The following is a 24,542-nucleotide window of genomic DNA, read 5'->3' as shown; positions in this document are numbered from 1 at the left end:
GCCACGGGCCGCTACCTGTCGCGCGCTTCATGGGCGAGAGCAACGCGCATTATTATGCCAGCCGCGATCCGCTGGGGGCCGGCGGGGATTTCACCACTGCGCCCGAGATCAGTCAGATGTTCGGTGAGCTGGCGGGCCTGTGGCTGGCAGATATGTGGAGCCGCGCGGGCTCGCCGCCCGATCCGCTCTATTGCGAGCTGGGGCCGGGGCGCGGAACGCTGGCGAAAGACGCGCTGCGCAGCATGGCGCGCTTCGGGTTGCAGCCGCAGGTCCACCTTGTCGAAGGCTCACCGCCGCTGCGGACGCTGCAGACCGAGGCCGTGCCCGATGCGCAGTTCCATGACGATCTGACCGGAGTGCCCGAAGATCGCCCCCTCCTGCTCGTCGCCAACGAGTTCTTCGATGCGCTGCCGGTGCGCCAGCTGGTGCGGATGGAGGGCGGCTGGCGCGAGCGGATGGTAGGGCTGGACGACGACGGGAGCTTCGTGTTCGTCGCGGGTGATCAGCCGATGGATAGCGCGGTGCCCGAAGATCTGCGCGACAGCGAGCCGGGCACCATTATCGAAACCTGTCCCGGAGCAAGCGCGGTGATGGGCGAGATTGCGCGGCGGCTGGCCACGCAGGGCGGGGTCGCGCTGATTATCGATTATGGTCATCTTGCTCCGCGCATCGGCTCCACCTTGCAGGCGGTCGCGCGGCACCGGAAGGTCGATCCGCTCGTGGATCCGGGCACGGCGGACCTGACCGCGCATGTCGATTTCGCAGCGCTGGCCGATGCCGCGCGCGTCGATGGCGCGAGGCTGCTCGGCAGCGCCACGCAGGGCGCATGGCTGAGCGCGCTGGGGATCGACGCACGGGCTGCCACGCTTTCCAAGGCAGCGCCCGAACGGGCGGCGGACATCGAGGAGGCGCGATCCCGGCTTGTCTCGCCCGAGCAGATGGGCGATCTGTTCAAGGTCATTGCCCTCGCGCATGGCGACTGGCCGGATGGTGCAGCCCTGCGGGTGTGAGATTTACTTGAAACCGTTTCATCGTTGTTGACGTATCTTCCATATGAAAAAACGCATCTTCGCCTCGCTTGCAGCTGTTGCCGCCATGGCCGCGCTCGCTTCTCCCGCCCTTGCTGCCGACCCGATTTCCGGGCGATGGGTGACGCAGGACAAGGATGCCGTGATCACGATCGGCAATTGCGGATCGTCGGTCTGTGGCAAGATTTCGAAATTCCTCGAAACTCCGCCGCAGGGTGCCGACCAGCGCGACGTCAACAACCCGAGGAAGAGTCTGCGCAGCCGCAAGCTGATGGGTCTGCCCGTGCTCACCAACCTGCGTCAGGACGGCGAGGTGTGGCGTGGCGACATCTACGATCCCAAATCGGGCAAGACCTACGAGTCGATCGTTGAACGCACCTCGGCAAACAGGCTGAGCGTCAAGGGCTGTGCCCGGGTCATCGTCAAGGTCTGTCAGGAGCAGACCTGGACGCGGTGATGCGCTAGCGCGCCTCAGCGCTACTCCAGACCAATGGCTTGCGAGAGCGCCCGCGCGGCCTCACGCGGGGTCTTTTTCTCGCCATCGGTCCGGTCGACCGAGAGGTTCGCCTCGCGCATCGCATCGACATTGATGGCGCCCAGCAGCGGCTCGAGCGCGGCGATCAGCCGTTCGTCATCGGCGCGTTCGGGTGAGAGGATGATGAGCGTGTCGTAGCTCGGCAGCGCCTCGCGCGGGTCGTCGAGGATGACCAGATTGTCCGCCGCGATACGCCCGTCAGATGTGTAGGCACTGATGACGTCGGCGTCGCCGGACTTGAGCGCATTGTACATGAAGGTGGGCGAGAAATTGCGCTCATTGGCGAAATTCAGCCCGTAGGCATCGCGCACCGCGAACCATTCGGGTCGCTCGAACCATTCGGGATCGCCGCCCGCGACCATTCGGGGCGCAGCGCGGACAAGATCTTCGATACTGCGAATGCCCAGCTCCCGCGCCCGGTCTTCGCGCATGGCGAGCGCGTAGGCATTTTCGAACCCCAGCTTGCCGAGCACGCGCGTGCCCTGCACATCGCGTTCCCACTCGACGATGGCGTCGTACATCGCATCGCGACCGGGGTTGTCGGTGCGCTTCATCTGGTTGGCCCAGATGGTGCCGGTATAGTCGAAATAGAGGTCGATCGAGCCATTGGCGACGGCCTGTGCCACGACTGCCGAGCCCAGCCCCTCGCGATATTCTACGTTGTAGCCTGCGTCCTCCAGCTGTTCGCCGACCAGACGGCCAAGGATCAGTTGTTCGGAAAACTGCTTGGTCCCGATCACGATCGTGTCGCGCCCGTTGTCGCGGCTCCAGTCTGCCTGGCTGGCGAAAGCCGCTGCAACACCCACCGCCACCGCGATGGCGCCGCCCAGCCACAGCCGCCGGTCGCGCCGCCGGAAGCCCGCCTCGATCGTGCCGAGCAGCGCATCGGCGACAATCGCGAGCCCCGCGCTGGCGATGCAGCCGGCCAGCACCAGCGACCAGTTCTGCGTCTGCAACCCAGCGAAGATCGGATCGCCCAGGCTCGGCTGGCCGATGGTGGTGGAAAGCGTCGCCGCGCCGATGGTCCAGACCGCCGCCGTGCGGATGCCCGCCATAATGTAAGGCGCAGCGAGTGGCGCTTCGACCAGCCGCAAACGCTGCCAGAAGCTCATTCCCACGCCATCCGCCGCCTCGATCACGCCGGGGTCGAGATTGGTCTGCGCGGTCACCGCGTTGCGCAGGATCGGCAGCAGCGCATAGAGCGCCAGCGCCAGCAACGCGGGCAGGAAGCCGAGCGTCGGCAGACCTTCGCCGAAGACGGCGCGAAGGCTCAGCAGGATCGGAAAGAACAGCGCGAGCAGGGCGAGCGCGGGAATCGTTTGGACGAGGCTGGCAAAGCCCAGCGCGGCGCGCGCCACGGCCTGGCTGCGGCTCGCCCAGACCGCCAGCGGCAGCGCGACCGCGATGCCAAGCCCGATCGCGCACGCGGCGAGGATGACATGCTGCGCCAGAACATCGCCCAGCCCCAGCAACGCGGCCCACACACCGCTCATGCCTCGAGCGCCTTCAACCGCTCGGCCTGATGGCGCGGGATGGCCACCAGTGCCTGTGCGATTTCGCCGCCTTTGCCGCTGGCCAGCGCCTGTGGCGTTTCATCGGCGACGATCGACCCTGCATCCATCACCAGCACGCGGTCGGCGAGGATCAGTGCCTCCGCCATATCGTGGGTGACCATGATCGTCGTAAGGTCGAGCCGTTCGTGCAGGTCGCGCACCCGCTCGCCCAGCGCGTCGCGGGTCACGGGATCGAGCGCGCCGAAAGGCTCGTCCATGAGCAACAGCGCCGGATTGCCCGCCAGCGCCCGTGCGACGCCCACGCGCTGCTGCTGTCCACCCGATAGCGCATCGGGCAGGCGGGCGGCCATCGAAGGGTCGAGATCGACCAGCGTCAGAAGTTCCCCGATGCGATCCTCGCTCAGCCGCTCGCCGACCAGCCGGGGGCCGATGGCGATGTTCTCGGCAACGCTCAGGTGCGGGAACAGGCCGATCCGCTGGAAGACATAGCCCATGGTGCGGCGCATCGCAGTGGCATCGCGACTGGTGACATCCTCGCCATCCAGCAGCACCCGGCCAGAGGTCGGCTCGACCAGCCGGTTGATCGTCTTGAGCAGCGTCGACTTGCCCGATCCCGAAGCGCCGACCAGCGCGACGAAGCTGCCCGCCGCGACGTCCAGATCGATCCCGGCGAGCGCCTCGGTATTGTCATAGCGCTTGGTGACGCCTTCGAAACGAAGCGATGCTGCCATGCGCCGGGACGCTAGCCCGCCAGCACGGGAAGCGAAAGGTCGAGCGTCACGACCAGCCCGTCGTCGGTCCATTCGCGATCGATCTTGCCCTGCAACTGCCCCTCGACGCTCATCCTCAGCAGCCGCGAGCCGAAGCCCTCGCTCGCCTTGCCCTCCTGCTCGACACCGGGTTCGTGCCACTGGATCCGCAGTGTCGTCGGATCGGGCAGCGAAACCGAGACCGCCACCCCGTCCTCCTCGCGTGACAACACGCCATATTTGGCGGAATTGGTCGCCAATTCGTGGAATACCAGCGCCAGCGGCGTGGCGGCACGCGCATGGATTGCGGGATTCTCGCCCGACACCGAAACGCGTGGGCCATCGCCATCCGAATAGGGCGCGAAGATCTGTTCGAGCAGCCCGTGGAGCGTCCGCACGTCGTTCATCCCGGTCGGCGCGACGAACTCGTGCGCCCGACCCAGCGCCGCGATCTTGTCCGTCATCTCGGCCGCGAAGTAGCGCAATTGCGGATCGCGCCGGGCAGACAGGGTGATCAGGCTGGCGACGACCGCGAAGATGTTCTTGATCCGGTGCGACAGCTCGCGCGCCAGCAGGTCGCGGCTTTCGGAGAGGCGATGTACGTCGTCGATATCGATGATCGTCCCGAACCAGCGCCAGTCGCCATCGGGCAGTTCGATCGGCACCGCGCGGCTGAGAGCCCAGCGATACGATCCATCGGCGAGGCGCAGGCGCCATTCGTGGCTGAACACGCGCTTCTTGCTGGTCGCATCCACGAACTGGGCAAGCGATTCGCCGAATTCGTCGGGGTGGATATGCGCGCTCCATTCCTCGACATTGCGGGGTGGTTCGGTGCCGGTCACCTCGTTCCATCGGGCGTTGTAGAAATCGAAATTGAGGTCCCGGTCCGCCGACCAGGCGATGCCGGGGACCGAATCGAGCACCAGCTCGAGCATCCGCGCACGCTCCTTGGCCTGCTTGCGCGAACGCAAGGCCTCGCGCTCGTTGACGAACCGGCGCAGCGCCGAACGCGCAAGGATTGTCAGACCTTCCGCCTGCAGCGTGGTGAGTCCGTCCGGACGCGGCTCGGTATCGATGACGCACAAAGCGCCCAGCTCGGTGCCGTCCTCGGTCACCATCGGAGCGCCGGCATAGAAGCGGACATGCTCTTCCCCGGTGACCAGGGCATTGTCGGCGAAGCGGGGGTCCTTCGTGGCATCGGGCACGATGAACAGTTCGTCGCCCTGCATCGCATGCGCGCAGAAACTGACCGACCGCGGGGTCTCGCGACTATCCAGCCCGTGCCGAGCGAGGAACCGCTGACGCTCCCGCTCGACGATGGTCACGCTCGCGCTCGGCGTCTCGCACAATCGGGCCGCGAAATCGGCGATCGCGCGCAGTTCGGGATCGTCTTCGAGCGCGTCGATCCCGTATTCGGCCAGCTTGCGAAGCCGTCCGTCCAGGCCGTGACCCGTGGCATCCGGAGCGCTTTCGTCCGTGCCCAACTGATCGAATGTCGATTCCATCCGCCCCTCTACTTCGCGCGAAGATATAGGCGGTCCAGCGAGACGCGCTACAAAAGCTTTGCTTTTGATGATTATTGTTAAGATATCCGGCGGCTCTCGCACACCTGCCTGCGCCCGCATCGGCCCGCCTGTTTGCCATGCCGGGCGCGCCTGTTATGCGCGTGCGCAAAGAGAAGGATGTCCTGAAAATGCGCGCAACCCCCGACTTCGATTTCCAGCTTGGCGAAAGCGCGGAGATGATCCGCGAGAGCATTGGCCGCTTCGCCGACGAACAGATCGCTCCGCTGGCCGAGAAGATCGACCGTGAGGACTGGTTTCCGCGCGATGCGTTGTGGCGCCAGATGGGCGAGCTTGGCTTGCATGGGATCACCGTGGACGAGGCCGATGGCGGGCTCGGCCTCGGCTATCTCGAACATGTCATCGCGGTCGAGGAGGTCAGCCGGGCGAGCGCCTCTCTCGGGCTCAGCTACGGCGCGCATTCCAACCTGTGCGTCAACCAGATCCGCCGCTGGGGAACCGAGGAACAGAAGGCCAAGTATCTGCCGGGGCTGATCTCCGGCGAGCATGTCGGATCGCTGGCCATGAGCGAGGCGAGCGCCGGGTCCGACGTCGTTTCGATGAAGTTGAAGGCGGAGGCCGTCGATGGCGGCTACCGCCTGAACGGGACCAAGTTCTGGATCACCAACGCGCCTTATGCCGACACATTGGTGGTCTACGCCAAGACCGATAGCGAGGCCGGATCGCGCGGGATTACCGCTTTCCTGATCGAGAAGGGCGACGAAGGCTTTTCCATCGGCCAGAAGATCGAGAAGGTCGGCATGCGCGGCTCGCCGACGAGCGAGCTGGTGTTCGACGACTGCTTCGTGCCCGAAACCCGCGTGATGGGCCCGGTCGGCGGCGGCGTCGGCGTGCTGATGAGCGGGCTGGATTACGAGCGGGTGGTGCTCGCGGGGCTTCAGCTGGGCATCATGCAGGCCTGCCTCGACACCGTGATCCCCTATCTTCGCGAGCGCACGCAGTTCGGCAAGCCGATCGGGTCTTTCCAGCTGATGCAGGCCAAGGTGGCGGACATGTATGTCGCGCTGCAATCGGCGCGCGCCTACACCTACGCGGTCGCCAAGAGCTGCGATGCGAACAAGACGACCCGTTTCGACGCGGCGGGCGCGATCCTGCTCGCGAGCGAGAATGCCTTCCGCGTGGCAGCGGAAAGCGTGCAGGCGCTGGGCGGAGCGGGCTATACGCTCGACTGGCCGGTGGAACGCTATATGCGCGATGCCAAGCTGCTCGACATTGGCGCGGGCACCAACGAAATCCGCCGCATGCTGATCGGGCGCGAACTGATCGGGGCGGCGGGGTAAAGGAAATGACGATGCTCGGGAAAATCGCTTTCATGCTCGGCCTGGCTGCGGCCCTGGCCATGCCTGCCGCCGCGCAGGAGACAGCGCGGCTCACCATCGAATCCGTCCATAGCCCCGCGATCGAGGGAAACCTTGAAAACAATACGGCGGAGCGAGAGGTCTACGTCATCACGCCCCCGGGCTATGACGAGGAGCCCGATGCGCAGTACCCGGTGGTCTATTTCCTGCACGGCTATTGGGGTTCGCCCGAACGCTACGCCGAACATCACATCGATTTCACCGGCGCGGTCGATAAAGCCGCTGCGGCAGGGCATCCGATGATCCTGGTCGTCCCCAATGGCGATTCCAAGTGGAAAGGCGCCTTCTATTCCTCCGGTCCGACCGTGGGCGATTACGAAGGCTTCATCGCGCATGATCTGGTTTCCTGGATCGACGCCAACTACCGCACGATTGCCGATCCGCAGAGCCGCGGCCTCTCCGGCCATTCGATGGGCGGCTATGGCACGGCGCGCGTCGCGATGAAGAACCCCGGCATCTTCTCCAGCATCTATATGATGAGCGCGTGCTGCCTCGACCCGCAGGTCATGACGCCGCAGATGGCGCAGCAGATCGAACGGATGAGCCAGGAGGAGGTGGAAAATGCGGAATTCTTCCAGCTCGCCGCGATCTCCACGCTCGTCGCCTGGTCGCCGGACCCGTCGGACGAAGGCTTCCTCAAGGCGGATACCGGCCTGCGCGAAGACGGCACGATCGACCCGCTGGTCAATCAGCGCGTCGCCGCCAATGCGCCGGTGGTGATCCTGCCGCAATATCTGCGTTCGCTCACCTCGCTCGATGGCTTTGCGATGGATATTGGCGACAAGGATTTCCTTCTCGAAGGCAACCGCATCTGGCGCGAAGAGCTCGACCGGTTCGGGGTGGACTACGAGTTCGAACTCTATGATGGCGATCACACCAACCGGGTGGGCGAACGCTTTTCCGGGCATGTGTTGCCCTTTTTCGCCGAACACCTCGAAGGGCCATCCGAATGAGCGCCGATGAAGACTACGTCTACGACGAGGAAAGCGGCGAATGGATGCCCGCTTCCGAACTGGCCGCCAAGCAGGCTGCTGCCCGCAAGATGGAGGTGCGCGACGCGGTGGGCAATGTCCTCGAGGATGGCGACCAGGTGACGCTGATCAAGGATCTCGAGGTCAAGGGCGCGGGCAAGACCCTGAAGCAGGGCACGCTGATCAAGTCGATCCGCCTGACCGGCGACGCGCAGGAGATCGACTGCAAGTACCCTGGCATCAAGGGCCTCGTCCTGCGCGCCGAGTTCGTGAAGAAGCGTTGATCAGCGACATGGCGGATGGCCACGATTTGATCGCAATGGCGGGTTAGCACAGGGGCGGGGCCGATCTCGGCCGCAATCGGGGGAGGCAAGATTGGTCGATCAACTCGGCGGGAAACCGCATCCGCAAAGCCAGGTGCCGGACCTGTCGAATGTCGACCTCGACACCTTGCCCGTTACGCCGGACGATCCGCTGCGCGCCTATTACCAGCCGATGCAGATCGGCGCGTGGGCCTTGCAGGTACTGCCGACGGTGGTGTGCGAGGGCTATTGGACCGGGCTGCAGGTGGTCAATGGCCTCATCCTGCTCAGGCGCCGTAGCAACGTGTGGATGTCGATCACGCCGATGGAGACCGAGAGTCAGTTGATCGGGGTCGATTTCGCGCGCGGGCATGTCGCCATCTACGGCCTCGGCATGGGCTGGGTCGCCGCGATGACCGCGCTCAAGCCCGAGGTCGATCGGGTGACCGTGATCGAAATGGACGACGAGGTGCTCGAAATGCACCGGCAGCTCGATCTGTTCTCCAAGTTGCCCGATGGTGCGGGCGAGAAGGTGCATATCGTCGAGGCCGACGCGCTCGAGTGGAAGCCCGACCGCCATGTCGACCTGCTGATGCCCGACATCTGGCTCGACATGATCAGCTGGGGCCGCGCCGAGGAGGTTCACGATATGCAGGCCAACGCGAAGGCGGACATGGTCTATTTCTGGGGGCAGGAACTGGAGCTGGCGCGCCACGCGGTCAAGGCGGGCCGCGATCTCGACGATGCCGGCCTGGCCCTGACCGCGAAAGAATTCGATCTCCCGCTGGTCGGTCTCGATACGCCCGACTATGCCGCCCGCACGCGCATTGCGACCAAGCAATGGATGAAGGGCCGCTGGCTGGAGGGAACCGATGTCCCCGCCGATCTGCGCAGCACGGCCGACGAAGAGATGGACGCCTGAGCAGGGTGCACACCTCCCGCCGGATGCACGGCCAGCGTGGGATCAGTCCTCGCGCGGAGGAAGTGTCGGCGGTGGTTCCACACTGGGCATGAACCGCGCGCGAATCTCTTCGATAGTGAGGGGCTGCGCGGGCAATTCAAAGCGCTCTGCCGGAATGGGATCGAGAGACACATCGGTCAGTTCGATGGACATCATACGCAGGGGTGCCCCCTTGCGCATCACAGCAACCATCTCGTCGTTCATCATCCGGAGCACAGTACCCATCGCGCCCCACCCGTTCATCGAATCGGCCATTGCCTCATTCGAATTGGCCAGTGCCTGCCCGAGCGGGGCCAGCTGCGGATCGTCGCTGATAACCAGCAAGGCGTATTGCGGTTCGGGATTGTCATCGTTCACGATGCCGTAGCCCGTTCCGACACGGCTCCCGACGGTTTCTTCGTCCATCGGCGCAAAGGTCTCGGTCGGTTTTTCCCAAGCCTCGAGGCGGTCGGCGAAGAAATCTTCCGCGAACTCTTTCTGAATGGCCATCAAGTCGGCCAGTCGGATGACCGAGGGGCCTTCTTCGCTAGTCGCTACCTGGTAAAACTCGCCGTCGCTAACCAGGAAATATGCGCCAAGCCGCGCCATCTGTGTGCGGACATTGCCGTGCTCGTCTGCCTCGATGGTCATTTCCATCTTCATGAGCGCGTCTTCATCGACGGTCTCGTAGCGTCCGGCGATGTCGGCGTAGACGGGCACCGGGATTGCTGCCGTCAGCAGCAGCCCTGCGCCGATGGCTCGCACGATCCTCATTCCGATCACTCCTCCTAACTTGGCGCGAGGATGCAGTGGCGTTAGGGCGCGCACAAGGAGTTTTCATGACCGCACCCGTACTCACCTCGACGCTCGACCGCGACGCGCCCGATGCCAAGGCACGCTTCGATCACAACAAGGCGCTGGCGCAAGAGCTGCGCGAGAAGGTCGCCGAAGCCGCGCTTGGTGGCTCCGAGAAGCATCGCGAGCGGCATGTCTCACGCGGCAAGCTGCTGCCTCGCGAAAGGGTCGAGCGGTTGCTCGATCCCGGCTCGCCCTTCCTCGAGATCGGGCAGCTTGCCGCCAACGGGATGTACGAAGGCGACGTCAACGGCGCCTCGATGATCTGCGGCGTCGGGCGCGTCAGCGGGCGGCAGGTAATGATCGTGTGCAACGATCCGACCGTGAAGGGTGGCTCCTACTACCCGATGACGGTCAAGAAGCACCTGCGCGCGCAGGAAATCGCGCAGGAAAACCGCCTGCCGTGCATCTATCTGGTCGACAGCGGCGGCGCGAACCTGCCGTATCAGGCCGAGGTCTTCCCGGACAAGGAGCACTTCGGGCGCATCTTCTTCAACCAGGCGCAGATGAGCAGCCTCGGTATCCCGCAGATCGCCTGCGTCATGGGCAGCTGCACCGCGGGCGGGGCCTATGTCCCCGCGATGAGCGACGAGAGCGTGATCGTGCGCAACCAGGGCACGATCTTCCTCGCCGGGCCGCCGCTGGTGAAGGCCGCGACGGGCGAGGAAATCAGCGCCGAGGATCTGGGCGGCGGCGACCTCCACGCCAAGAAATCGGGCGTGGTCGACCATCTGGCAGAGAACGACGAGCACGCGCTGACCATCGTGCGCGATATCGTCAGCCATCTGGGTGCGAACACCGATGCGGCGACCAATATCGACCTTCAGGAGCCGGTGCCGCCGAAGTTCGACGCCGAAGACCTCTACGCGCTGATCCCCGAGGATGTGCGCGCGCCCTACGACGTGCACGAGGTGATCGCGCGGCTGGTCGACGGCAGCGAGTTCCACGAGTTCAAGAAGGACTACGGCTCCACGCTGGTATGCGGCTTCGCGCATATCTGGGGCATGCCGGTGGCGGTGCTCGCCAATAACGGCGTGCTGTTCTCCGAAAGCGCCGTCAAAGGCGCGCACTTCATCGAACTGGCGTGCCAGCGGCGCATCCCGCTGCTGTTCCTGCAGAACATCTCCGGCTTCATGGTCGGCGGGAAGTACGAAGCGGAAGGCATCGCGAAGCACGGCGCGAAGCTGGTGACTGCGGTCGCCACCGCGAGCGTGCCCAAGGTCACGATCCTGATCGGCGGCAGCTTCGGCGCGGGCAATTACGGCATGGCGGGCCGCGCCTATTCCCCGCGCTTCCTGTTCAGCTGGCCCAACAGCCGCATCTCGGTGATGGGCGGCGAACAGGCGGCGTCCGTGCTCGCCACGGTCCACCGCGACGCGGACTCCTGGACCGAGGACCAGGCCGAGGAATTCAAGGCGCCTATTCGCCAGAAATACGAGGACGAGGGCAATCCCTACTACGCCACCGCGCGGATGTGGGACGATGGCGTGATCGACCCGGTGCAGACCCGCGACGTGCTGGGCCTCGCCTTCGCCGCCTGTCTCGAAGCGCCGATTCCGGATCGCCCGCGCTTCGGTGTGTTCCGGATGTAGCGGCGTGGAGGCGGACCTGCAGTGGGCGCGACGCTAGCGCATGAAGCGCGCGTCGGAGAATCCGCCGGGTCCGGATGTGCCGCCGGGCCTCGCGTACCTTTTCGCGGCACGCCCGCCGACCTGGGCCTGCGATCCTCCGCAAAGGTGCCGTCCGTCGATAGGGGAGCGCCCCCGGTCATGGGTTCGCTTGACGCGTCCCTCGCGCCGATGTGCGTTCGGGCTTCGCAACTGGGGGGAAGCAATGGCGTTAACAATACTCAGGCAGATCGGGCTGGCGCTGATCGTGGTCGTCGTGTGCAACCTTCTGCATGAGGCGGGTCACCTCGTGGCGGCCAAGGCGCTGGGCTACGACGCGGTGGCACGCATCAACAGCGTGTCGATCACCGGCGGGGCCGCAAGCTGGCGCGACGCCGCGTTGGTCGATGCTGCGGGGCCGCTGGTAACCCTGCTGCTGGCGATCATCGGAGTGATGCTCAGCAAGCGCGGCAGCACGCTTGGGCCCACCATCGTCTTCGCTGCGCTGATGATGCGCATTCTGGCGACCGCAGTGAGCGTGCAGGCTCCGAACGACGAAGCGCGGATCAGCGAGGCATTGGGGCTGGGAATATGGATACTGCCCGCCCTCGTCGTCGGCCTGCTGGCGATCCTCATGCTTGTCGGTGCCCGCCGGTCCGGCATCGGCTGGAGATGGCTGGCGGGCGCGTGGATCGGCGCGTCGCTGGGCTTTACGGCGGTCGTCTTCGGCGAAGGTTACCTGCCCGCGATAACCCTCTGATCGCTATTCGACCGCGGTGATCCGGTCTGCGGCGGGCAGTGTCGTGACGTCCTGCTGCGCAAGGTAGGCCTCGATCGCGTCGAGATCGACCGGGCCGGTGACCACGTCGATGCCGTCCTCGAACACGGTAAAGCTGTCGCCGCCCGCGGCGAGGAAGCTGTTCATCGTCACGCGGTAGTCGGCCTGCGGATCGATCGGCTTGCCGTCGAGCGTTGCGTAAACGACGCGCGATCCGACCGGGCGGCTCAGGTCGTAGGTCAGCTCGAAGCCCTGCGAAGCGCTGAAAGTCTGGACGAAGCCTTCGTCGTCGAACTGCTGTTCGAGCAGGGCGAGCAGCTGCGTGCCGGTGAAGGTCTTGGTCACCAGCGTGTTGCCGAAAGGCTGGACCGAATAGATGTTGCCGAAGGTGATCGTGCCGTCCCCGGCGGGCTCCAGCCCCGCGCCGCGAATGCCCGAATTGTTCATGAAGGCGATCTGCGCGCCTTCCTTGCGGGTTGCGAACAATTGCGCGTCGGCGATGAAATTGCCGAGCTGGGTTTCCTCAGTCGCCGGGCCGGGGGCCGAACCATTGCCCTCGACGCGGCCCACGGGGCGCTGCTCCGCCGCGCGGGCCGCATCGGCATAGCGTGCGACATAGGCGGCAACGCCTGCATTGGGAGAAAGCGTGGCGAAGGCGGGGTTGGCGTCCTGCGGCGCGGCGCTTTGCACCACCACATTGTCCGCGGTGACGCGCACCACGTCGTGCGTGGAGGGATCAAACTCCATCTCGATGTCGGTCAGGAAAGACCCGCCATAGCCCGCGCTGGTCACCAGGAAGGTCCGCGAAGGATCGATTCGGGCGAAGTCGCAGACATAGGCGGCATGGGTATGGCCGGAGAGGACGAGGTCCACCCTGGGATCGACCTGCCGGAGGATGTCGATCAGCGGGCCCGAGACCCCGCCGCAACTTTTGTCGTTATAGCCGACCTCGGTATAGAGCCCCTGGTGGATCGCGATCACGATCGCGTCCACGCCCTGGTCTTCCAGCACCGGCACCAGCGCGTTGATCGCCGCCGCTTCCTCACCGAAGGTCAGGCCGTCGACCCCGCTCGGCGTGACGAGCGTGGGCGTTTCCTTCAGCGTCAGGCCGATTACCCCGATCCTGATCTCGCCCGCAGGGGTCTCGAAGGATTTGATGCCGTAGCCGGGAAACAGCGTGCCGCCGTCGGCCGTGCGCACATTGGCGGCGAGGAAGCCGAACCGGGCGCCGGCGAAATCGGCCTCGACCGCGCAAGGTTCGCGCAGTGTCAGCTTCTCGCACCCGCCGTTCTGCACGCGCATGAGTTCGCGCCAGCCGCGGTCGAACTCGTGATTGCCCACCGCGTTGAAATCGAGCCCGATTCGGTTCATCGCGCCGATGCTCGGCTCGTCGAGGAACAGCGAGGACACCAGCGGGCTGGCCCCGATAAGGTCGCCCGCGGCGATGACCATGGTGTTCGCGCGCTTTGCGCGCAGCGCGTCGACCGCCGCGGCGAGGTAGGCCGCGCCGCCCGCCTTTACCTCGACGCCGTCCGCGATTCTCACCGGGCGCGAAATCGGCTGGAGATTGCCGTGAAAATCGTTGAGGCCGACGATGCCGATGGTCACAGGCTCGGGTGCCGGGGGCTCGGGGATGGTGGTGCAGGCGCCGAGCGTGAGGGCGAGGAGGGCGGCGAAGAAGGTCTTTGCGGTCATGCCCGCTGCGATGCGCGCGCCGCGTTGCAACTTCAAGAAGGCTTTTGCCGGGACGCGACCTACAGCGCCTGCCCGCAGGCATGGCCGCTCGCCCAGGCCCACTGGAAGTTGTAGCCGCCCAGCCAGCCGGTCACGTCGACCGCTTCGCCGATGGCGAACAGGCCGGGCACCTTCTTCGCTTCCATCGTCTGCGAGGAGAGTTCGGCGGTCGAAATGCCGCCCGCGGTCACTTCCGCCTTCACGAAGCCTTCGGTGCCGTTGGGGTGGAACTGCCAGCCGCGCAACGCTTCCTCCGCCTGCCGCAGCGCCTTGTCGGAGAGCGACTGGAGCGGGCCGGACAGGCCGAGCCTTCCGGCGAGGGTATCGGCCAGCCGCTCGGGCAGATGCTCGCGCAGCACGCTCGCGAACTGCGCCTGCGGCGTGCCTGCCTTGCGCTCGATCAGCCAGCCGGGGGCCGCATCGGGCAGGAAATCGATCCGCAACACCTCGCCATGGCGCCAGTAGGAGCTGACCTGCAGGATCGCGGGGCCGGAGAGGCCCTTGTGCGTCAGCAGCGCCGCCTCGCGGAATGTCGCCTTCCCGGCGCGTGCCTCGACCGGAGCGGACACGCCCGACAGCTCGCGGAACAGCACATCCTTGCCGCCCAGCGTCAGCGGGACGAGCGCGGGGCGCGGCTCGACCACCTTGAGGCCGAACTGGCGCGCGAGATCGTAGGCGATGCCGGTCGCGCCCATCTTCGGGATCGACGGCCCGCCGGTGGCGATCACCAGCGCAGGTGCGCGGTGCGTTTCGCCATTCGCCTCGACCGTGAAGCCATCCTCGCCATGCGAGACCGTGCCGATCTGCTGCCCGGTGCGAACTTCGACCGATCCCTTTTCGCACTCCGCCAGCAGCATCGCCACGATCTGTTTCGCGGACCCGTCGCAAAACAGCTGACCCAGCGTCTTTTCGTGCCATTCGATCGCGTAGCGTTCGACCAGCTCCACAAAATCGCGCGGCGTGTAGCGTGCCAGTGCGGACTTGGCGAAGTGCGGATTGGCGGAGAGAAAGTTTGCCGGCCCCGCGCCCAGATTGGTGAAGTTGCACCGCCCGCCGCCCGAAATCAGGATCTTCCTGCCGACCGCCTCGGCCTTTTCGAGTACGAGCACGCGCCGCCCGCGCTGGCCCGCTACGCCGGCGCAGAACAGGCCGGCCGCACCGCCGCCCAGGATGATCGCATCGAAATTCATGCAAACGCCCGTGCCCGCCGCGCGCGCCGGTGTCGAGAGCGGGCGCGGTAAGCATCGGCGCGCCGACCGTCCGGCAAAGGGACGATGCCGCCATCGCGCGCGACAGGCGCGAAGAATCGGCGCAATTCCTGTCCATGAACCAGCCTCCCGACTCGGGCGAGCAGCGCTTTCACCACCTCGACGCGGCGCGTGCGCTGTTCATGCTGCTCGGCATTCCCTTTCACGCAAGCCTCGTCTTCGCCGGCGGGCACTGGGTCGTGATGAGCGGTTCGCGCGATCCCCTGCTGGCGATCATCCCGCCCATCCTGAGCGATTTTCGCATGCCCGGCTTCTTCATCATCGCCGGGTTCTTCGCCGCGCTGCTGCTTGAGCGGCGCGCGCGCGGCGACTGGTTGAAGGGTCGCGCGGAGCGGCTGGGGCTGCCATTCGTGTTCGGCATCATCGCGATCATCCCGGCACAATCGGCCATGCTGGCACGCGCGCCCACCGGAATCATCGATAGCGCCGCCATTGTCGATCCGATCTCGCACCTCTGGTTCCTGCCGACATTGCTGGTGCTGTGTCTCATGCTGGCGCTGGTCTGGCCGTTGGTCCAGCATGCGTCATCGCTCCCCATGCCCCGCGTCATCACGCTGGGTATCGGCATCGCTGCTTACGAACTTGTCCTGTTGGTCGCGACCTACCGGCTGCCCTTCGATCCGCTGCTCGCAGGCGGACTTGTCGATCTGCATGCGCTCGCGACTTTCGCGCCCTTCTTCGCCATCGGGGTCGCGCTGCGACGCTCTCGCCGCCTGTGGGAGCGGTTTGGGCGGTTCGATCCGGTCGTGACGGTCACCGGGCTCGTCGCGCTCGCGCTGCATGTCTGGCTGTGGGAAGACCGGTCGAGCATCGGCATTGCGCTCGACATCCTGTTCGACGGGCTTTCTTCGGTGTGCCTCTCACAGACGATCCTCGCGCTGCTGATGCGCTCGGTGCGCAAGGGGTCGGCGATGCTGGACCGGCTGGTGGATGCTTCGCTGACCGTCTACCTGCTGCATCACCCCGTAGTGATCGCGCTGGCGATAGTGTGCATCGGCGCGAGCCTGCCGCCGCTGCTGTCCTGGCTTACGATCTGTCTTGGCGCTTTCGCGCTGCCTTACGCCACGCACCGCCTGCTGCGCCGTAGCCCGCTCGCGCTGTGGCTGGTCAACGGCGTGCGGCCCCATGGCCGGCGCGGATTGCTGGTGCGGCGGGGCGGCGATGCTGGCCAACCTGCGGCTGGGGATGTATCACCGGCGAAACCGTAGCGGCAGCAGAGCAGGGGAGCCGATGCTATGAAGGCTTCTGAACCGCGCCGCTCGTTTCTGTCGCAGATTACCTTTGCGATAATCCTGAGGCTTTACCGGCGGGAGAACTGGCGCGCGAGCGTCAGCGGCCCGGCGACCCGCGCCCTGCCGAGAAAAGCCGTCATCATCGCGGTGCCGCACGCGACCAATTGGGACCTCGTCAATTACCTCGGGCTGACGCACGACCTGGGCCTGCGCACCCGATTCATCGCCAAGCTCAGCCTCTTTCGGTGGCCGATCGCGCGCTTCATGCGCGACATGGGCGGGATACCGGTCGACCGCAGCCGCAAGGCCAATCTGGTCGAGCAGATGGCGGAGCAGTTCGCCGTGCGCGAGGATCTGCTGCTGACGATCGCGCCCGAAGGATCGCGCGTCAACACCACAAGCTGGAAGAGCGGCTTCTACCAGATTGCGCTTCGCGCAAATGTCCCGATTCTGTGCGGCTGGATCGATTACGAGGCCAGGCGCGGCGGGATAGGGCCTGAGATCGTGCCCACGGGCGACTACGCCGCCGACATGATCGCGGCGCAGCGATTCTATGCGAGCAAGCACATCTCTGTGCCAAACTTCTCAGCGCTCGCCGATGAAGGCGATCCGCCGCGATAGTCGCGGTTAGATATCGAGGTTCGCGACGTTCAGCGCATTGTCCTGAATGAATTCACGCCGGGTTTCGACGATATCACCCATGAGCCGCGAGAATATCTCGTCGGTCACGTCGGCATCCTCGATCTTCACCTGCAGCAATGCGCGGTTGTCGGCATCGAGCGTGGTCTCCCACAACTGCTCGGCGTTCATTTCGCCCAGACCCTTGTAGCGCTGGACCGACAGGCCCTTGCGGCCTGCCGCGATCACCGCGTCGAACAACTGCGTCGGCCGAATGATCGTGCCCTGGCCAACGGTGGCCGAGCGATCCGGGGTGGCGTTCTCGTCCTCGGTCTCGGCTTCGGGCGCAGTCTCCTCGACCGCGCTCGGCTTCACCAGCTTTGCTGCGCTTTCGTAGGCATCGAGGTTTTCGGCTGCGACCTTATGCAGCTTGCGCGCTTCGGCGCTTTCGAGGAATTTTTCCTCGATCAGGTGGCTGTCGGTCACGCCGCGCCACAGGCGGCTCATCATAATGCCGCCATCGGGGGAGCGTTCGCCGCTCCACTTCGCTTCGGTGTCGCCCATCTGCAAACGGGCTGCCGCGCGGTCGAGCGCATCGCCCGCAGCGAGATTTTCGGGATCGAACGCACCCGCCATCGCGAGCGTTTCGACGATCGCGGTGTCGTACTTGCGCGGCGCATAGGCGAGCAGGTTGCGCATCCGCAGCGCATGGTCGACCAGCGCGGACAGGTCCGCCCCGGCGCGTACGCCAGTGGCGCTGTCGAGCACGCGATCCTGCAGGCCTTCGGCCACGAGATAGCGGTCGAGCGCGCGCTCGTCCTTCAGGTACACTTCGCTGCGACCACGCGCCACCTTGTAGAGCGGCGGCTGGGCGATGAAGAGATGTCCTGCCTTGATGATCTCGGGCATCTGGCGGTGGAAGAAGGTCAGCAGCAGCGTACGGATATGCGCGCCGTCCACATCGGCGTCGGTCATGATGACGATCTTGTGGTAGCGCAGCTTTTCGATGTTGAAATCGTCGCGGATGCCGGTGCCCATCGCCTGGATCAGCGTGCCGACTTCCTTGGACGAGATGATCCGGTCGAAGCGCGCGCGCTCCACGTTCAGGATCTTGCCCTTGAGCGGCAGGATCGCCTGCGTCTTGCGGTCGCGGCCCTGCTTGGCTGAGCCACCGGCCGAGTCACCCTCGACCAGGAAGAGTTCGCACTTTGCGGGATCGCGTTCCTGGCAGTCGGCCAGCTTGCCGGGCAGCGAAGCAACGCTCATGGCACCTTTACGGCTCATTTCGCGCGCGCGGCGTGCGGCTTCGCGGGCGGCGGCGGCATCGACGATCTTCTGGACGATGGTCTTGGCGTGGTTGGGGTTTTCCTCCAGCCACTCGGTCATCTTGTCGCCCATCAGGCTTTCCAGCGGCGAGCGGACTTCGGAGGAAACCAGCTTGTCCTTGGTCTGCGAAGAGAACTTGGGATCGGGCAGCTTGACCGAAACGATCGCGGTCAGCCCTTCGCGCATGTCTTCGCCGCTGAGGCTGACCTTCTCTTTTTTGAGCAGGCCCGACGCGGCGGCATAGTTGTTGAGCGTGCGAGTCAGCGCGGTGCGGAAGGCGGCAAGGTGCGTGCCCCCGTCGCGCTGCGGGATGTTGTTGGTGAAGGCGAGCACGTTCTCGTAATAGGAATCGTTCCATTCGAGCGCGACGTCGATCCCGATCCCGTCCTTCTCCGCCGAGACCGAGATCGGCTCGGGGATCAGCGCATCCTTGTTGCGGTCGAGATAGCTGACGAAGGCCGCGATGCCGCCTTCGTAGAACAGGTCGTGCTCGGCCACGTCCTCGCTCCGCCGGTCGCGCAGCTTGATGTGCACACCCGAGTTGAGGAAGGCGAGTTCGCGGTAGCGATGCTCGAGCTTGTCGAAATCGAATTCGGTGACGTTCTTGAACGTTTCCTCGCTCGCCTTGAAGGTGACGCGCGTGCCCTTCTTGAGCCCGTTCTCGTCGCCGTTCGAATCGACCGGCGGGGCATCGCCCGTGACGCGCAAGGGTTCGACCGCGTTGCCGGCCTCGAAGCGCATCCAGTGCTCCTTGCCGTCGCGCCAGATGACCAGTTCGAGCCATTCGGACAGCGCGTTGACGACCGAGACGCCCACCCCGTGGAGGCCGCCGGAGACCTTGTAGGCGTTGTCGTCGCTGGTGTTCTCGAACTTACCGCCCGCGTGCAGCTGGGTCATGATGACCTCGGCCGCCGACACGCCTTCTTCCTTGTGCATGTCCACCGGAATGCCGCGGCCATTGTCTTCCACCGAGACGCTGCCGTCGGGATTGAGTTCGATCAGAACGAGGTCGCAATGGCCCGCCAGCGCTTCGTCGATGGCATTGTCCGACACCTCGAACACCATGTGGTGCAGGCCCGAACCATCGTCGGTATCGCCGATATACATGCCGGGGCGTTTGCGGACCGCGTCGAGGCCCTTGAGCACCTTGATCGAATCCGCGCCGTAGTCGCCGGTATTCCGGCCATTCTTCGTGTTCTCGTCCATCGGGCGAATATAGGCGCGGCTGGCCCGAATCCCAAACCTTTCGGCAAGGAAAAGCACAGCTTTTCCCCGAGGTGGGCCGTGCCGGACGGGCACTTTGTCCAAGTAGAGCCGTAAGTGCAGTGATGATGATGACACTGATCGTAGTCGCGGTCGTCTCCGGCGCTCTGCTGCTGGGTGCTGCCTGGGGCCTTTATGCGCCGCTGGGAAAGAAGACCGAGGGGTTCCTCGTCGCGCTTGCCGGGGGTGCGCTGCTGCTCTCGGTCACCAGCGAACTGATCGAGCCTTCGATCGAGCGCGGTTCGCTGACCGTCGCGGCGCTCGCGGTGCTGGCGGGCGCGGGCGTGTTCACGCTGGCGGACTGGCTGGTGAAGGAGAAATGGGGCGGCGGTTCGGGCGGCGGCTTGCTTGCCGCGATCACGCTCGACGGCGTGCCCGAAAACCTTGCACTGGGCGTCGCGCTGATCGGGGCGGGGCCGATGGAGGTCGCCGCGCTGGCGGGATCGATCCTCCTGTCCAACCTGCCCGAGGCTGCGGGCGGGGCGAAGGAAATGCGCGAGGACGGCTGGTCCAGGGGCAAGGTCTTCCTGCTATGGGCGGCAACCGCCGCGCTGCTGTCCGCCGCAGCGATCGCGGGCAATATGCTGCTCGAAGTGGCGAGCGAATCGCAGCTGGGCGCGATCCGCTGCTTCGCCGCCGGGGCGGTGATCGCAAGCCTTGCGGTCGAGGTCTTCCCGCAGGCCTTCAAGGAAGACGATTACCGGGCGGGAATCGCAACTGCCATCGGCGCCGTGCTCGCCTTGTTGCTGGGTTCGCTGGGAAGCGGCGGCTAGGCAATTGACGTCGCGGAAGGCTTGGACCATCCGCGCTCAATGCTCTCTGTACTCGACATCTTCCGTATCGGAATCGGCCCGTCTTCTTCGCATACGGTCGGCCCGATGCGAATCGCGCGGCGTTTCGTGCGCGCCCTCGAGAAATCGGGCGAGCTGCCGCGCGTCGCGCGGGTCGCGGTCGAACTGCAGGGTTCGCTTGCGCTGACCGGGGTGGGCCATGGCACGGTGGACGCGACGATTATGGGGCTGATGGGTTTCTGCCCCGACCGCACCGATCCCGACGAGGCGGCTGCCGCGCTGCGCCGTGTCGAGGCGGACCAGTGCCTCGCGCTGGCTGGACAGCGCACAATCCGCTTCGAGCGCGCTTGCGATATCGATCTTGCGGGCCACGTCATTCCCGAGCTCCATCCCAACGGCATGGTGTTGCGCGCCTTCGACGATGGCGGCGCGACGATCAGCGAGCGGACCTACTATTCCACCGGCGGCGGCTTCGTCGCGTCGGAGAAACAGCTGTGCGATCCGCCGAAGGACGATCGGGTAAAGGCCGGACCGAGTGTGCCGTACCCCTTCGGATCCGCGGAAGATCTGCTGGCGCTGTCCGCGCGGCTGGACCTCTCGATCGCCGATCTGGTGCTCGCCAACGAAGACGCGATGCGTCCGCGCGAAGAAACGCTCGAAGGGCTCGACCGGATCGCCGCAGCGATGGATGGCTGCATCGACCGCGGCCTGACGCAACGCGGCGTGTTGCCGGGCGGCCTCAAGGTGCAGCGCCGTGCGCCCGACCTGTGGGAGAAGCTTTCGGGCAGTCCGCAATCGAACGAGCGCGAGCAGCTGTTCGACTGGCTCAACTGCTATGCGATGGCGGTGAACGAGGAGAATGCCGCCGGGGGCCGCGTGGTCACTGCGCCCACCAATGGCGCGGCGGGTATCATTCCGGCGGTGATCCGCTTCTATTGCAAGACCGCCGAGGAAACCGACTGCGTCGAGAAACGGCGGCTGTTCCTGCTGACCGCCGGGGCCGTCGGGCTGCTCTACAAGCAGCGCGCGAGCATCTCGGGCGCGGAGATGGGCTGTCAGGGCGAGGTCGGCGTGGCGTGTTCGATGGCGGCCGGTGGCCTCGCGGCCCTGTGGGGCGGCAGCGCGGTGCAAGTGGCCTCCGCTGCCGAGATCGGGATGGAGCACAACCTCGGCCTCACCTGCGATCCGGTTGGCGGGCTGGTCCAGGTGCCGTGCATCGAACGCAACGCGATCGGCGCGGTCAAGGCGGTCAACGCGGCGCGGCTGGCACTGCATCGTACCGGCGCGGAAAGCCTCGTCAGCCTCGATCAGGTGATCGAGACGATGCGCCAGACCGGGCTCGACATGAGCAACAAGTACAAGGAAACGAGCCAGGGCGGGCTGGCGGTCAACGTGGTCGAATGCTGAATGGGGCCTAGGGCTCTTCGCGCCCGAACGCTTCGCGAAAATAGCCCTCACCCTGCCGGATCGCCTGGCCGAACCGCGACATCACACCGCCTCGGCGGCATGCGATGTGCCGCATCGTCCCATGGTGCGGTTGCATCCGATCGACTTGGGATCGGTCTTCGCCCGGCATGAAAAAGGCCCGCCTGCCGGGGGTGGCAAGCGGGCCTCGATCCAATGCCCTTGGGGGAGGGCCTTTCGGGGGAAAGGGATCAGATAGTCACGGCGCTGACGAGGACGATCGAACTGATCGAAACCGCCGCCAGCAGCGCGAAGACGTGCGTCGTCATCGTGCGCATGGATTTTTCCTTGTCTTTATTATGTTGGCCGGGGGCAGACTAGGGGGGAGGAGAGGACAGCCCGCCGCCCGGCTCGAAGGGGGAAATAATCTTACGCCTCACTTTATGAAAGTGAGAAAATATGCAGGTGTGTGCAGTTTTTTGCACCAGAGGGTGGTGCGCAGCGCGCAAGAGGGCGCATTTGATTACAACCGGATCAGTCGGCCGATTGTTTTCTCATCGGTTTCTGTCGAACCGTCGCTCGCCGTCGGCAAGGGAGCGATCCTCGAACCCCGTTCGAGTAGCGCATTGACCCGCAGCGCAAGCTCTTCGCTGTCGAAGGGCTTGCTGATGTAATCGTCCGCTCCGGTATAGAACGCGATCTCCCGATCGGAGCGCGATCCCCGCCCCGTAAGCATCAGCACCGGAATCCGTCGGCTGAGCTTCGATCCGCGAATCTGTCGCAGCACCTCGATCCCGGTCTTGCCCGGCATCATGCAGTCGAGAATGAGCAGATCCGGCCGCTTGTTATCGAGCACCTGGGTCACGCGAGAGCCATCCTCCAGCGCGCCAACGATATGACCTTCCTTGGCCAGGATTTCGCGGACCAGTTCGACGATGATCGGATCATCGTCGGCGATAATGATGCGTGCGATTGCGCTTCTCCCTCGTCGAATGTGAGATCGCTGTTCAAATTCGAATGTAAATTCAAAACGTTAACATGGCAATACGACCTGCCGGGGATGCGCCCGCTTGCCATCGCGCGCCACTGCCGCCTAACGCAGCCGCATGGACCCGCAACAACTCCCCGATTCCATCCTCATAGTAGATTTCGGCAGCCAGGTGACTCAGCTGATCGCGCGCCGCGTGCGCGAAGCGGGCGTCTATTCCGAAATTGCGCCGTTTTCGCAGGCCGAAGAGGCTTACCATCGGATGAAGCCCAAGGGCATCATCCTCTCCGGATCGCCCGCCAGCGTGTGCGACGATGGTTCGCCCCGTGCCCCGCAGGTGCTGTTCGACAGCGGCCTGCCAATCCTCGGCATTTGCTACGGTCAGCAGGTGATGACCGAGCAACTGGGCGGCGAGGTGAAGCCGGGTCACGAGACCGGAGAAGGCGGCGAATTCGGTCGAGCCTTCCTGACCGTGACCGAACCTTGCGTCTTGTTCGAAGGGCTGTGGCAAGTTGGTGAGCGGCACCAGGTCTGGATGAGCCACGGCGACAAGGTGACCAGATTTGCGGAAGGCTTCCGCATCGTCGCCACCAGCGATGGTGCGCCCTTCGCGCTGATCGCCGATGACGAGCGGCGCTATTACGGCACGCAGTTCCATCCCGAAGTGTTCCACACCCCCGATGGCGCGAAGCTGCTCGCCAATTTCGCGCGCCATGTCTGCGGTCTATCGGGCGACTGGACCATGGCTGAATACCGAGCGACCAAGATCGCCGAGATCCGCGAGCAGGTGGGCGATGCGAAGGTCATCTGCGGCCTGAGCGGCGGGGTCGACTCTTCGGTCGCCGCGATCCTGATCCACGAAGCGATCGGCGAACAGCTGACCTGCGTCTTCGTCGACCACGGCCTGCTGCGGCTGGGCGAGCGCGAACAGGTCGAGACGATGTTCCGCGACCACTACAACATCCCGCTGGTGGTGGTGGATGCCGAAGAGCGCTTCATGGAAGGCCTCGCGGGCGAGACCGACCCCGAAAAGAAGCGCAAGTTCATCGGCGGCGAGTTCATCAACGTGTTCGAGGAAGAGGCGAACAGGATCGGTGGCGCGGACTTCCTCGCGCAAGGCACGCTCTACCCCGACGTGATCGAGAGCGTCAGCTTCACCGGCGGGCCTTCGGTCACGATCAAGAGCCACCACAATGTCGGCGGTCTGCCCGAACGCATGAACATGAAACTGGTCGAGCCGCTTCGCGAGTTGTTCAAGGACGAGGTCCGCGATCTGGGCCGCGAGCTCGGCCTGCCCGACATCTTCGTCGGCCGCCACCCGTTCCCCGGCCCCGGCCTCGCGATCCGAATCCCCGGCGAAGTCACCAAGGAACGCTGCGACATCCTGCGCAAGGCGGATGCGATCTATCTCGAGGAAATCCGCAACGCCGGGCTCTACGATGCGATCTGGCAGGCCTTTGCGGTGTTGCTGCCCGTGAAGACCGTTGGCGTGATGGGCGACGGGCGCACCTACGACAGCGTCTGTGCCTTGCGCGCGGTGACCAGCACCGACGGGATGACGGCGGATGTCTACCCCTTCGACGCCGCCTTCCTCGGCCGCGTCGCGACGCGCATCGTCAACGAGGTGCGCGGGATCAACCGCGTGGTGTACGATTATACGAGCAAGCCGCCCGGCACGATCGAGTGGGAGTGATCGGA

General features: G+C 65.2%; 21 protein-coding genes. 13 read left to right on the top strand and 8 right to left on the bottom strand.

The window, feature by feature from the left end; translation table 11 throughout:
- Nucleotides 1–29 precede the first annotated feature (29 nt).
- Nucleotides 30–1,010: a class I SAM-dependent methyltransferase gene (locus AAG612_RS09300; protein ID WP_342509526.1), complete on the top strand. Its 981-nt coding sequence runs from the start codon at nt 30–32 to the stop codon at nt 1,008–1,010.
- Nucleotides 1,011–1,053: 43 nt separating this feature from the next.
- Nucleotides 1,054–1,485 (top strand): DUF2147 domain-containing protein, encoded by a 432-nt coding sequence (locus tag AAG612_RS09295; RefSeq protein WP_342509524.1) that lies wholly within the window; start codon nt 1,054–1,056, stop codon nt 1,483–1,485.
- Nucleotides 1,486–1,505: 20 nt separating this feature from the next.
- Here AAG612_RS09295 and AAG612_RS09290 read toward each other — a convergent pair whose 3' ends face one another.
- Genes AAG612_RS09290 through AAG612_RS09280 form a run of 3 tightly spaced genes read right to left on the bottom strand, consistent with a single transcriptional unit; the run spans nt 1,506 to nt 5,331 of the window.
- Nucleotides 1,506–3,056 carry an ABC transporter permease/substrate-binding protein gene (locus tag AAG612_RS09290; protein ID WP_342509523.1) on the bottom strand — a complete coding sequence of 517 codons (1,551 nt, stop codon included), beginning with the start codon at nt 3,054–3,056 and terminating at the stop codon, nt 1,506–1,508.
- Complete coding sequence (locus tag AAG612_RS09285) at nt 3,053–3,808, bottom strand: ATP-binding cassette domain-containing protein (protein WP_342509521.1); 756 nt, start codon at nt 3,806–3,808, stop codon at nt 3,053–3,055. The genes AAG612_RS09290 and AAG612_RS09285 overlap by 4 nt, the downstream gene beginning before the upstream one ends.
- Nucleotides 3,809–3,819: 11 nt before the next feature.
- Nucleotides 3,820–5,331, bottom strand: coding sequence for a sensor histidine kinase (locus AAG612_RS09280; protein ID WP_342509519.1), 1,512 nt, complete (start codon nt 5,329–5,331; stop codon nt 3,820–3,822).
- A gap of 188 nt (nt 5,332–5,519) precedes the next feature.
- On the opposite strand from AAG612_RS09280, the gene AAG612_RS09275 reads away from it, so the two are divergent.
- The 4 genes from AAG612_RS09275 to AAG612_RS09260 all read left to right on the top strand — a co-directional run bounded on the left by AAG612_RS09275 (nt 5,520) and on the right by AAG612_RS09260 (nt 8,962).
- Nucleotides 5,520–6,689, top strand: a complete 1,170-nt coding sequence (locus AAG612_RS09275) for an acyl-CoA dehydrogenase family protein (RefSeq protein WP_342510331.1) — start codon at nt 5,520–5,522, stop codon at nt 6,687–6,689.
- Between the two features lie 11 nt (nt 6,690–6,700).
- Nucleotides 6,701–7,720, top strand: coding sequence for an alpha/beta hydrolase (locus tag AAG612_RS09270; RefSeq protein ID WP_342509517.1), 1,020 nt, complete (start codon nt 6,701–6,703; stop codon nt 7,718–7,720).
- On the top strand, nt 7,717–8,022 hold the full coding sequence (locus AAG612_RS09265) for an alkylphosphonate utilization protein (protein WP_342509515.1): 306 nt from the start codon (nt 7,717–7,719) through the stop codon (nt 8,020–8,022). The genes AAG612_RS09270 and AAG612_RS09265 overlap by 4 nt, the downstream gene beginning before the upstream one ends.
- A gap of 91 nt (nt 8,023–8,113) precedes the next feature.
- Nucleotides 8,114–8,962, top strand: a complete 849-nt coding sequence (locus AAG612_RS09260) for a hypothetical protein (protein WP_342509513.1) — start codon at nt 8,114–8,116, stop codon at nt 8,960–8,962.
- A gap of 42 nt (nt 8,963–9,004) precedes the next feature.
- Here AAG612_RS09260 and AAG612_RS09255 read toward each other — a convergent pair whose 3' ends face one another.
- Entirely contained in the window at nt 9,005–9,754 is a 750-nt protein-coding gene (locus tag AAG612_RS09255; protein WP_342509511.1) for a hypothetical protein, read from the bottom strand.
- Nucleotides 9,755–9,819: 65 nt separating this feature from the next.
- Here AAG612_RS09255 and AAG612_RS09250 point away from each other — a divergent pair, with 65 nt between their 5' ends.
- Together AAG612_RS09250 and AAG612_RS09245 are read left to right on the top strand one after the other, a co-directional pair.
- Nucleotides 9,820–11,427 (top strand): carboxyl transferase domain-containing protein, encoded by a 1,608-nt coding sequence (locus AAG612_RS09250; RefSeq protein WP_342509509.1) that lies wholly within the window; start codon nt 9,820–9,822, stop codon nt 11,425–11,427.
- Between the two features lie 241 nt (nt 11,428–11,668).
- A complete protein-coding gene (locus AAG612_RS09245) occupies nt 11,669–12,202 on the top strand; it encodes a hypothetical protein (RefSeq protein ID WP_342509508.1) in 534 nt (177 codons plus the stop codon).
- Between the two features lie 3 nt (nt 12,203–12,205).
- On the opposite strand, the gene AAG612_RS09240 is transcribed toward AAG612_RS09245, so the two are convergent.
- The gene (locus AAG612_RS09240; protein WP_342509506.1) at nt 12,206–13,915 is read right to left on the bottom strand and encodes a bifunctional metallophosphatase/5'-nucleotidase; all 1,710 of its coding nucleotides are present in this window, start codon (nt 13,913–13,915) and stop codon (nt 12,206–12,208) included.
- A gap of 59 nt (nt 13,916–13,974) precedes the next feature.
- Nucleotides 13,975–15,144: a BaiN/RdsA family NAD(P)/FAD-dependent oxidoreductase gene (locus tag AAG612_RS09235; RefSeq protein ID WP_342509504.1), complete on the bottom strand. Its 1,170-nt coding sequence runs from the start codon at nt 15,142–15,144 to the stop codon at nt 13,975–13,977.
- A 134-nt stretch (nt 15,145–15,278) separates the two neighbouring features.
- Between AAG612_RS09235 and AAG612_RS09230 the strand changes: the two genes are divergently transcribed.
- Both AAG612_RS09230 and AAG612_RS09225 read left to right on the top strand, forming a co-directional pair.
- On the top strand, nt 15,279–16,430 hold the full coding sequence (locus AAG612_RS09230; protein ID WP_342509501.1) for an acyltransferase family protein: 1,152 nt from the start codon (nt 15,279–15,281) through the stop codon (nt 16,428–16,430).
- A gap of 27 nt (nt 16,431–16,457) precedes the next feature.
- Nucleotides 16,458–17,075 carry a 1-acyl-sn-glycerol-3-phosphate acyltransferase gene (locus AAG612_RS09225; protein ID WP_342509499.1) on the top strand — a complete coding sequence of 206 codons (618 nt, stop codon included), beginning with the start codon at nt 16,458–16,460 and terminating at the stop codon, nt 17,073–17,075.
- Between the two features lie 6 nt (nt 17,076–17,081).
- On the opposite strand, the gene gyrB is transcribed toward AAG612_RS09225, so the two are convergent.
- Nucleotides 17,082–19,604 carry a DNA topoisomerase (ATP-hydrolyzing) subunit B gene (gyrB, locus tag AAG612_RS09220; protein WP_342509497.1) on the bottom strand — a complete coding sequence of 841 codons (2,523 nt, stop codon included), beginning with the start codon at nt 19,602–19,604 and terminating at the stop codon, nt 17,082–17,084.
- A gap of 128 nt (nt 19,605–19,732) precedes the next feature.
- On the opposite strand from gyrB, the gene AAG612_RS09215 reads away from it, so the two are divergent.
- Both AAG612_RS09215 and AAG612_RS09210 read left to right on the top strand, forming a co-directional pair.
- Complete coding sequence (locus AAG612_RS09215; RefSeq protein ID WP_342509496.1) at nt 19,733–20,434, top strand: ZIP family metal transporter; 702 nt, start codon at nt 19,733–19,735, stop codon at nt 20,432–20,434.
- 39 nt (nt 20,435–20,473) lie between these two features.
- Nucleotides 20,474–21,859: an L-serine ammonia-lyase gene (locus tag AAG612_RS09210; protein ID WP_342509494.1), complete on the top strand. Its 1,386-nt coding sequence runs from the start codon at nt 20,474–20,476 to the stop codon at nt 21,857–21,859.
- A gap of 520 nt (nt 21,860–22,379) precedes the next feature.
- Here AAG612_RS09210 and AAG612_RS09205 read toward each other — a convergent pair.
- Nucleotides 22,380–22,814, bottom strand: coding sequence for a response regulator transcription factor (locus AAG612_RS09205; RefSeq protein ID WP_342510330.1), 435 nt, complete (start codon nt 22,812–22,814; stop codon nt 22,380–22,382).
- Nucleotides 22,815–22,962: 148 nt separating this feature from the next.
- Here AAG612_RS09205 and guaA point away from each other — a divergent pair, with 148 nt between their 5' ends.
- Nucleotides 22,963–24,537, top strand: coding sequence for a glutamine-hydrolyzing GMP synthase (gene guaA / locus AAG612_RS09200; protein WP_342509492.1), 1,575 nt, complete (start codon nt 22,963–22,965; stop codon nt 24,535–24,537).
- The last annotated feature ends 5 nt before the right edge of the window (nt 24,538–24,542 follow it).

The organism is Citromicrobium bathyomarinum (assembly GCF_038594605.1).
GTDB lineage: Bacteria > Pseudomonadota > Alphaproteobacteria > Sphingomonadales > Sphingomonadaceae > Alteriqipengyuania > Alteriqipengyuania bathyomarina_B.
Note: the sequence above shows the minus strand (reverse complement) of the source record. Positions and strands in the feature narration are given on the sequence as shown.

Excerpts from the sequence above, each read along its gene's own strand:
- AAG612_RS09290 (WP_342509523.1), bottom strand. The coding sequence starts at position 3,056 with ATGAGCGGTGTGTGGGCCGCGTTGCTGGGGCTGGGCGATGTTCTGGCG.
- AAG612_RS09300 (WP_342509526.1), top strand. The coding sequence starts at position 30 with ATGGGCGAGAGCAACGCGCATTATTATGCCAGCCGCGATCCGCTGGGG.
- AAG612_RS09210 (WP_342509494.1), top strand. The coding sequence starts at position 20,474 with ATGCTCTCTGTACTCGACATCTTCCGTATCGGAATCGGCCCGTCTTCT.
- AAG612_RS09265 (WP_342509515.1), top strand. The coding sequence starts at position 7,717 with ATGAGCGCCGATGAAGACTACGTCTACGACGAGGAAAGCGGCGAATGG.
- AAG612_RS09275 (WP_342510331.1), top strand. The coding sequence starts at position 5,520 with ATGCGCGCAACCCCCGACTTCGATTTCCAGCTTGGCGAAAGCGCGGAG.
- AAG612_RS09245 (WP_342509508.1), top strand. The coding sequence starts at position 11,669 with ATGGCGTTAACAATACTCAGGCAGATCGGGCTGGCGCTGATCGTGGTC.
- AAG612_RS09285 (WP_342509521.1), bottom strand. The coding sequence starts at position 3,808 with ATGGCAGCATCGCTTCGTTTCGAAGGCGTCACCAAGCGCTATGACAAT.
- AAG612_RS09280 (WP_342509519.1), bottom strand. The coding sequence starts at position 5,331 with ATGGAATCGACATTCGATCAGTTGGGCACGGACGAAAGCGCTCCGGAT.
- AAG612_RS09235 (WP_342509504.1), bottom strand. The coding sequence starts at position 15,144 with ATGAATTTCGATGCGATCATCCTGGGCGGCGGTGCGGCCGGCCTGTTC.
- AAG612_RS09240 (WP_342509506.1), bottom strand. The coding sequence starts at position 13,915 with ATGACCGCAAAGACCTTCTTCGCCGCCCTCCTCGCCCTCACGCTCGGC.
- AAG612_RS09225 (WP_342509499.1), top strand. The coding sequence starts at position 16,458 with ATGAAGGCTTCTGAACCGCGCCGCTCGTTTCTGTCGCAGATTACCTTT.
- AAG612_RS09295 (WP_342509524.1), top strand. The coding sequence starts at position 1,054 with ATGAAAAAACGCATCTTCGCCTCGCTTGCAGCTGTTGCCGCCATGGCC.
- guaA (WP_342509492.1), top strand. The coding sequence starts at position 22,963 with ATGGACCCGCAACAACTCCCCGATTCCATCCTCATAGTAGATTTCGGC.
- AAG612_RS09250 (WP_342509509.1), top strand. The coding sequence starts at position 9,820 with ATGACCGCACCCGTACTCACCTCGACGCTCGACCGCGACGCGCCCGAT.
- AAG612_RS09255 (WP_342509511.1), bottom strand. The coding sequence starts at position 9,754 with ATGAGGATCGTGCGAGCCATCGGCGCAGGGCTGCTGCTGACGGCAGCA.
- AAG612_RS09270 (WP_342509517.1), top strand. The coding sequence starts at position 6,701 with ATGCTCGGGAAAATCGCTTTCATGCTCGGCCTGGCTGCGGCCCTGGCC.
- AAG612_RS09215 (WP_342509496.1), top strand. The coding sequence starts at position 19,733 with ATGACACTGATCGTAGTCGCGGTCGTCTCCGGCGCTCTGCTGCTGGGT.
- gyrB (WP_342509497.1), bottom strand. The coding sequence starts at position 19,604 with ATGGACGAGAACACGAAGAATGGCCGGAATACCGGCGACTACGGCGCG.
- AAG612_RS09230 (WP_342509501.1), top strand. The coding sequence starts at position 15,279 with ATGAACCAGCCTCCCGACTCGGGCGAGCAGCGCTTTCACCACCTCGAC.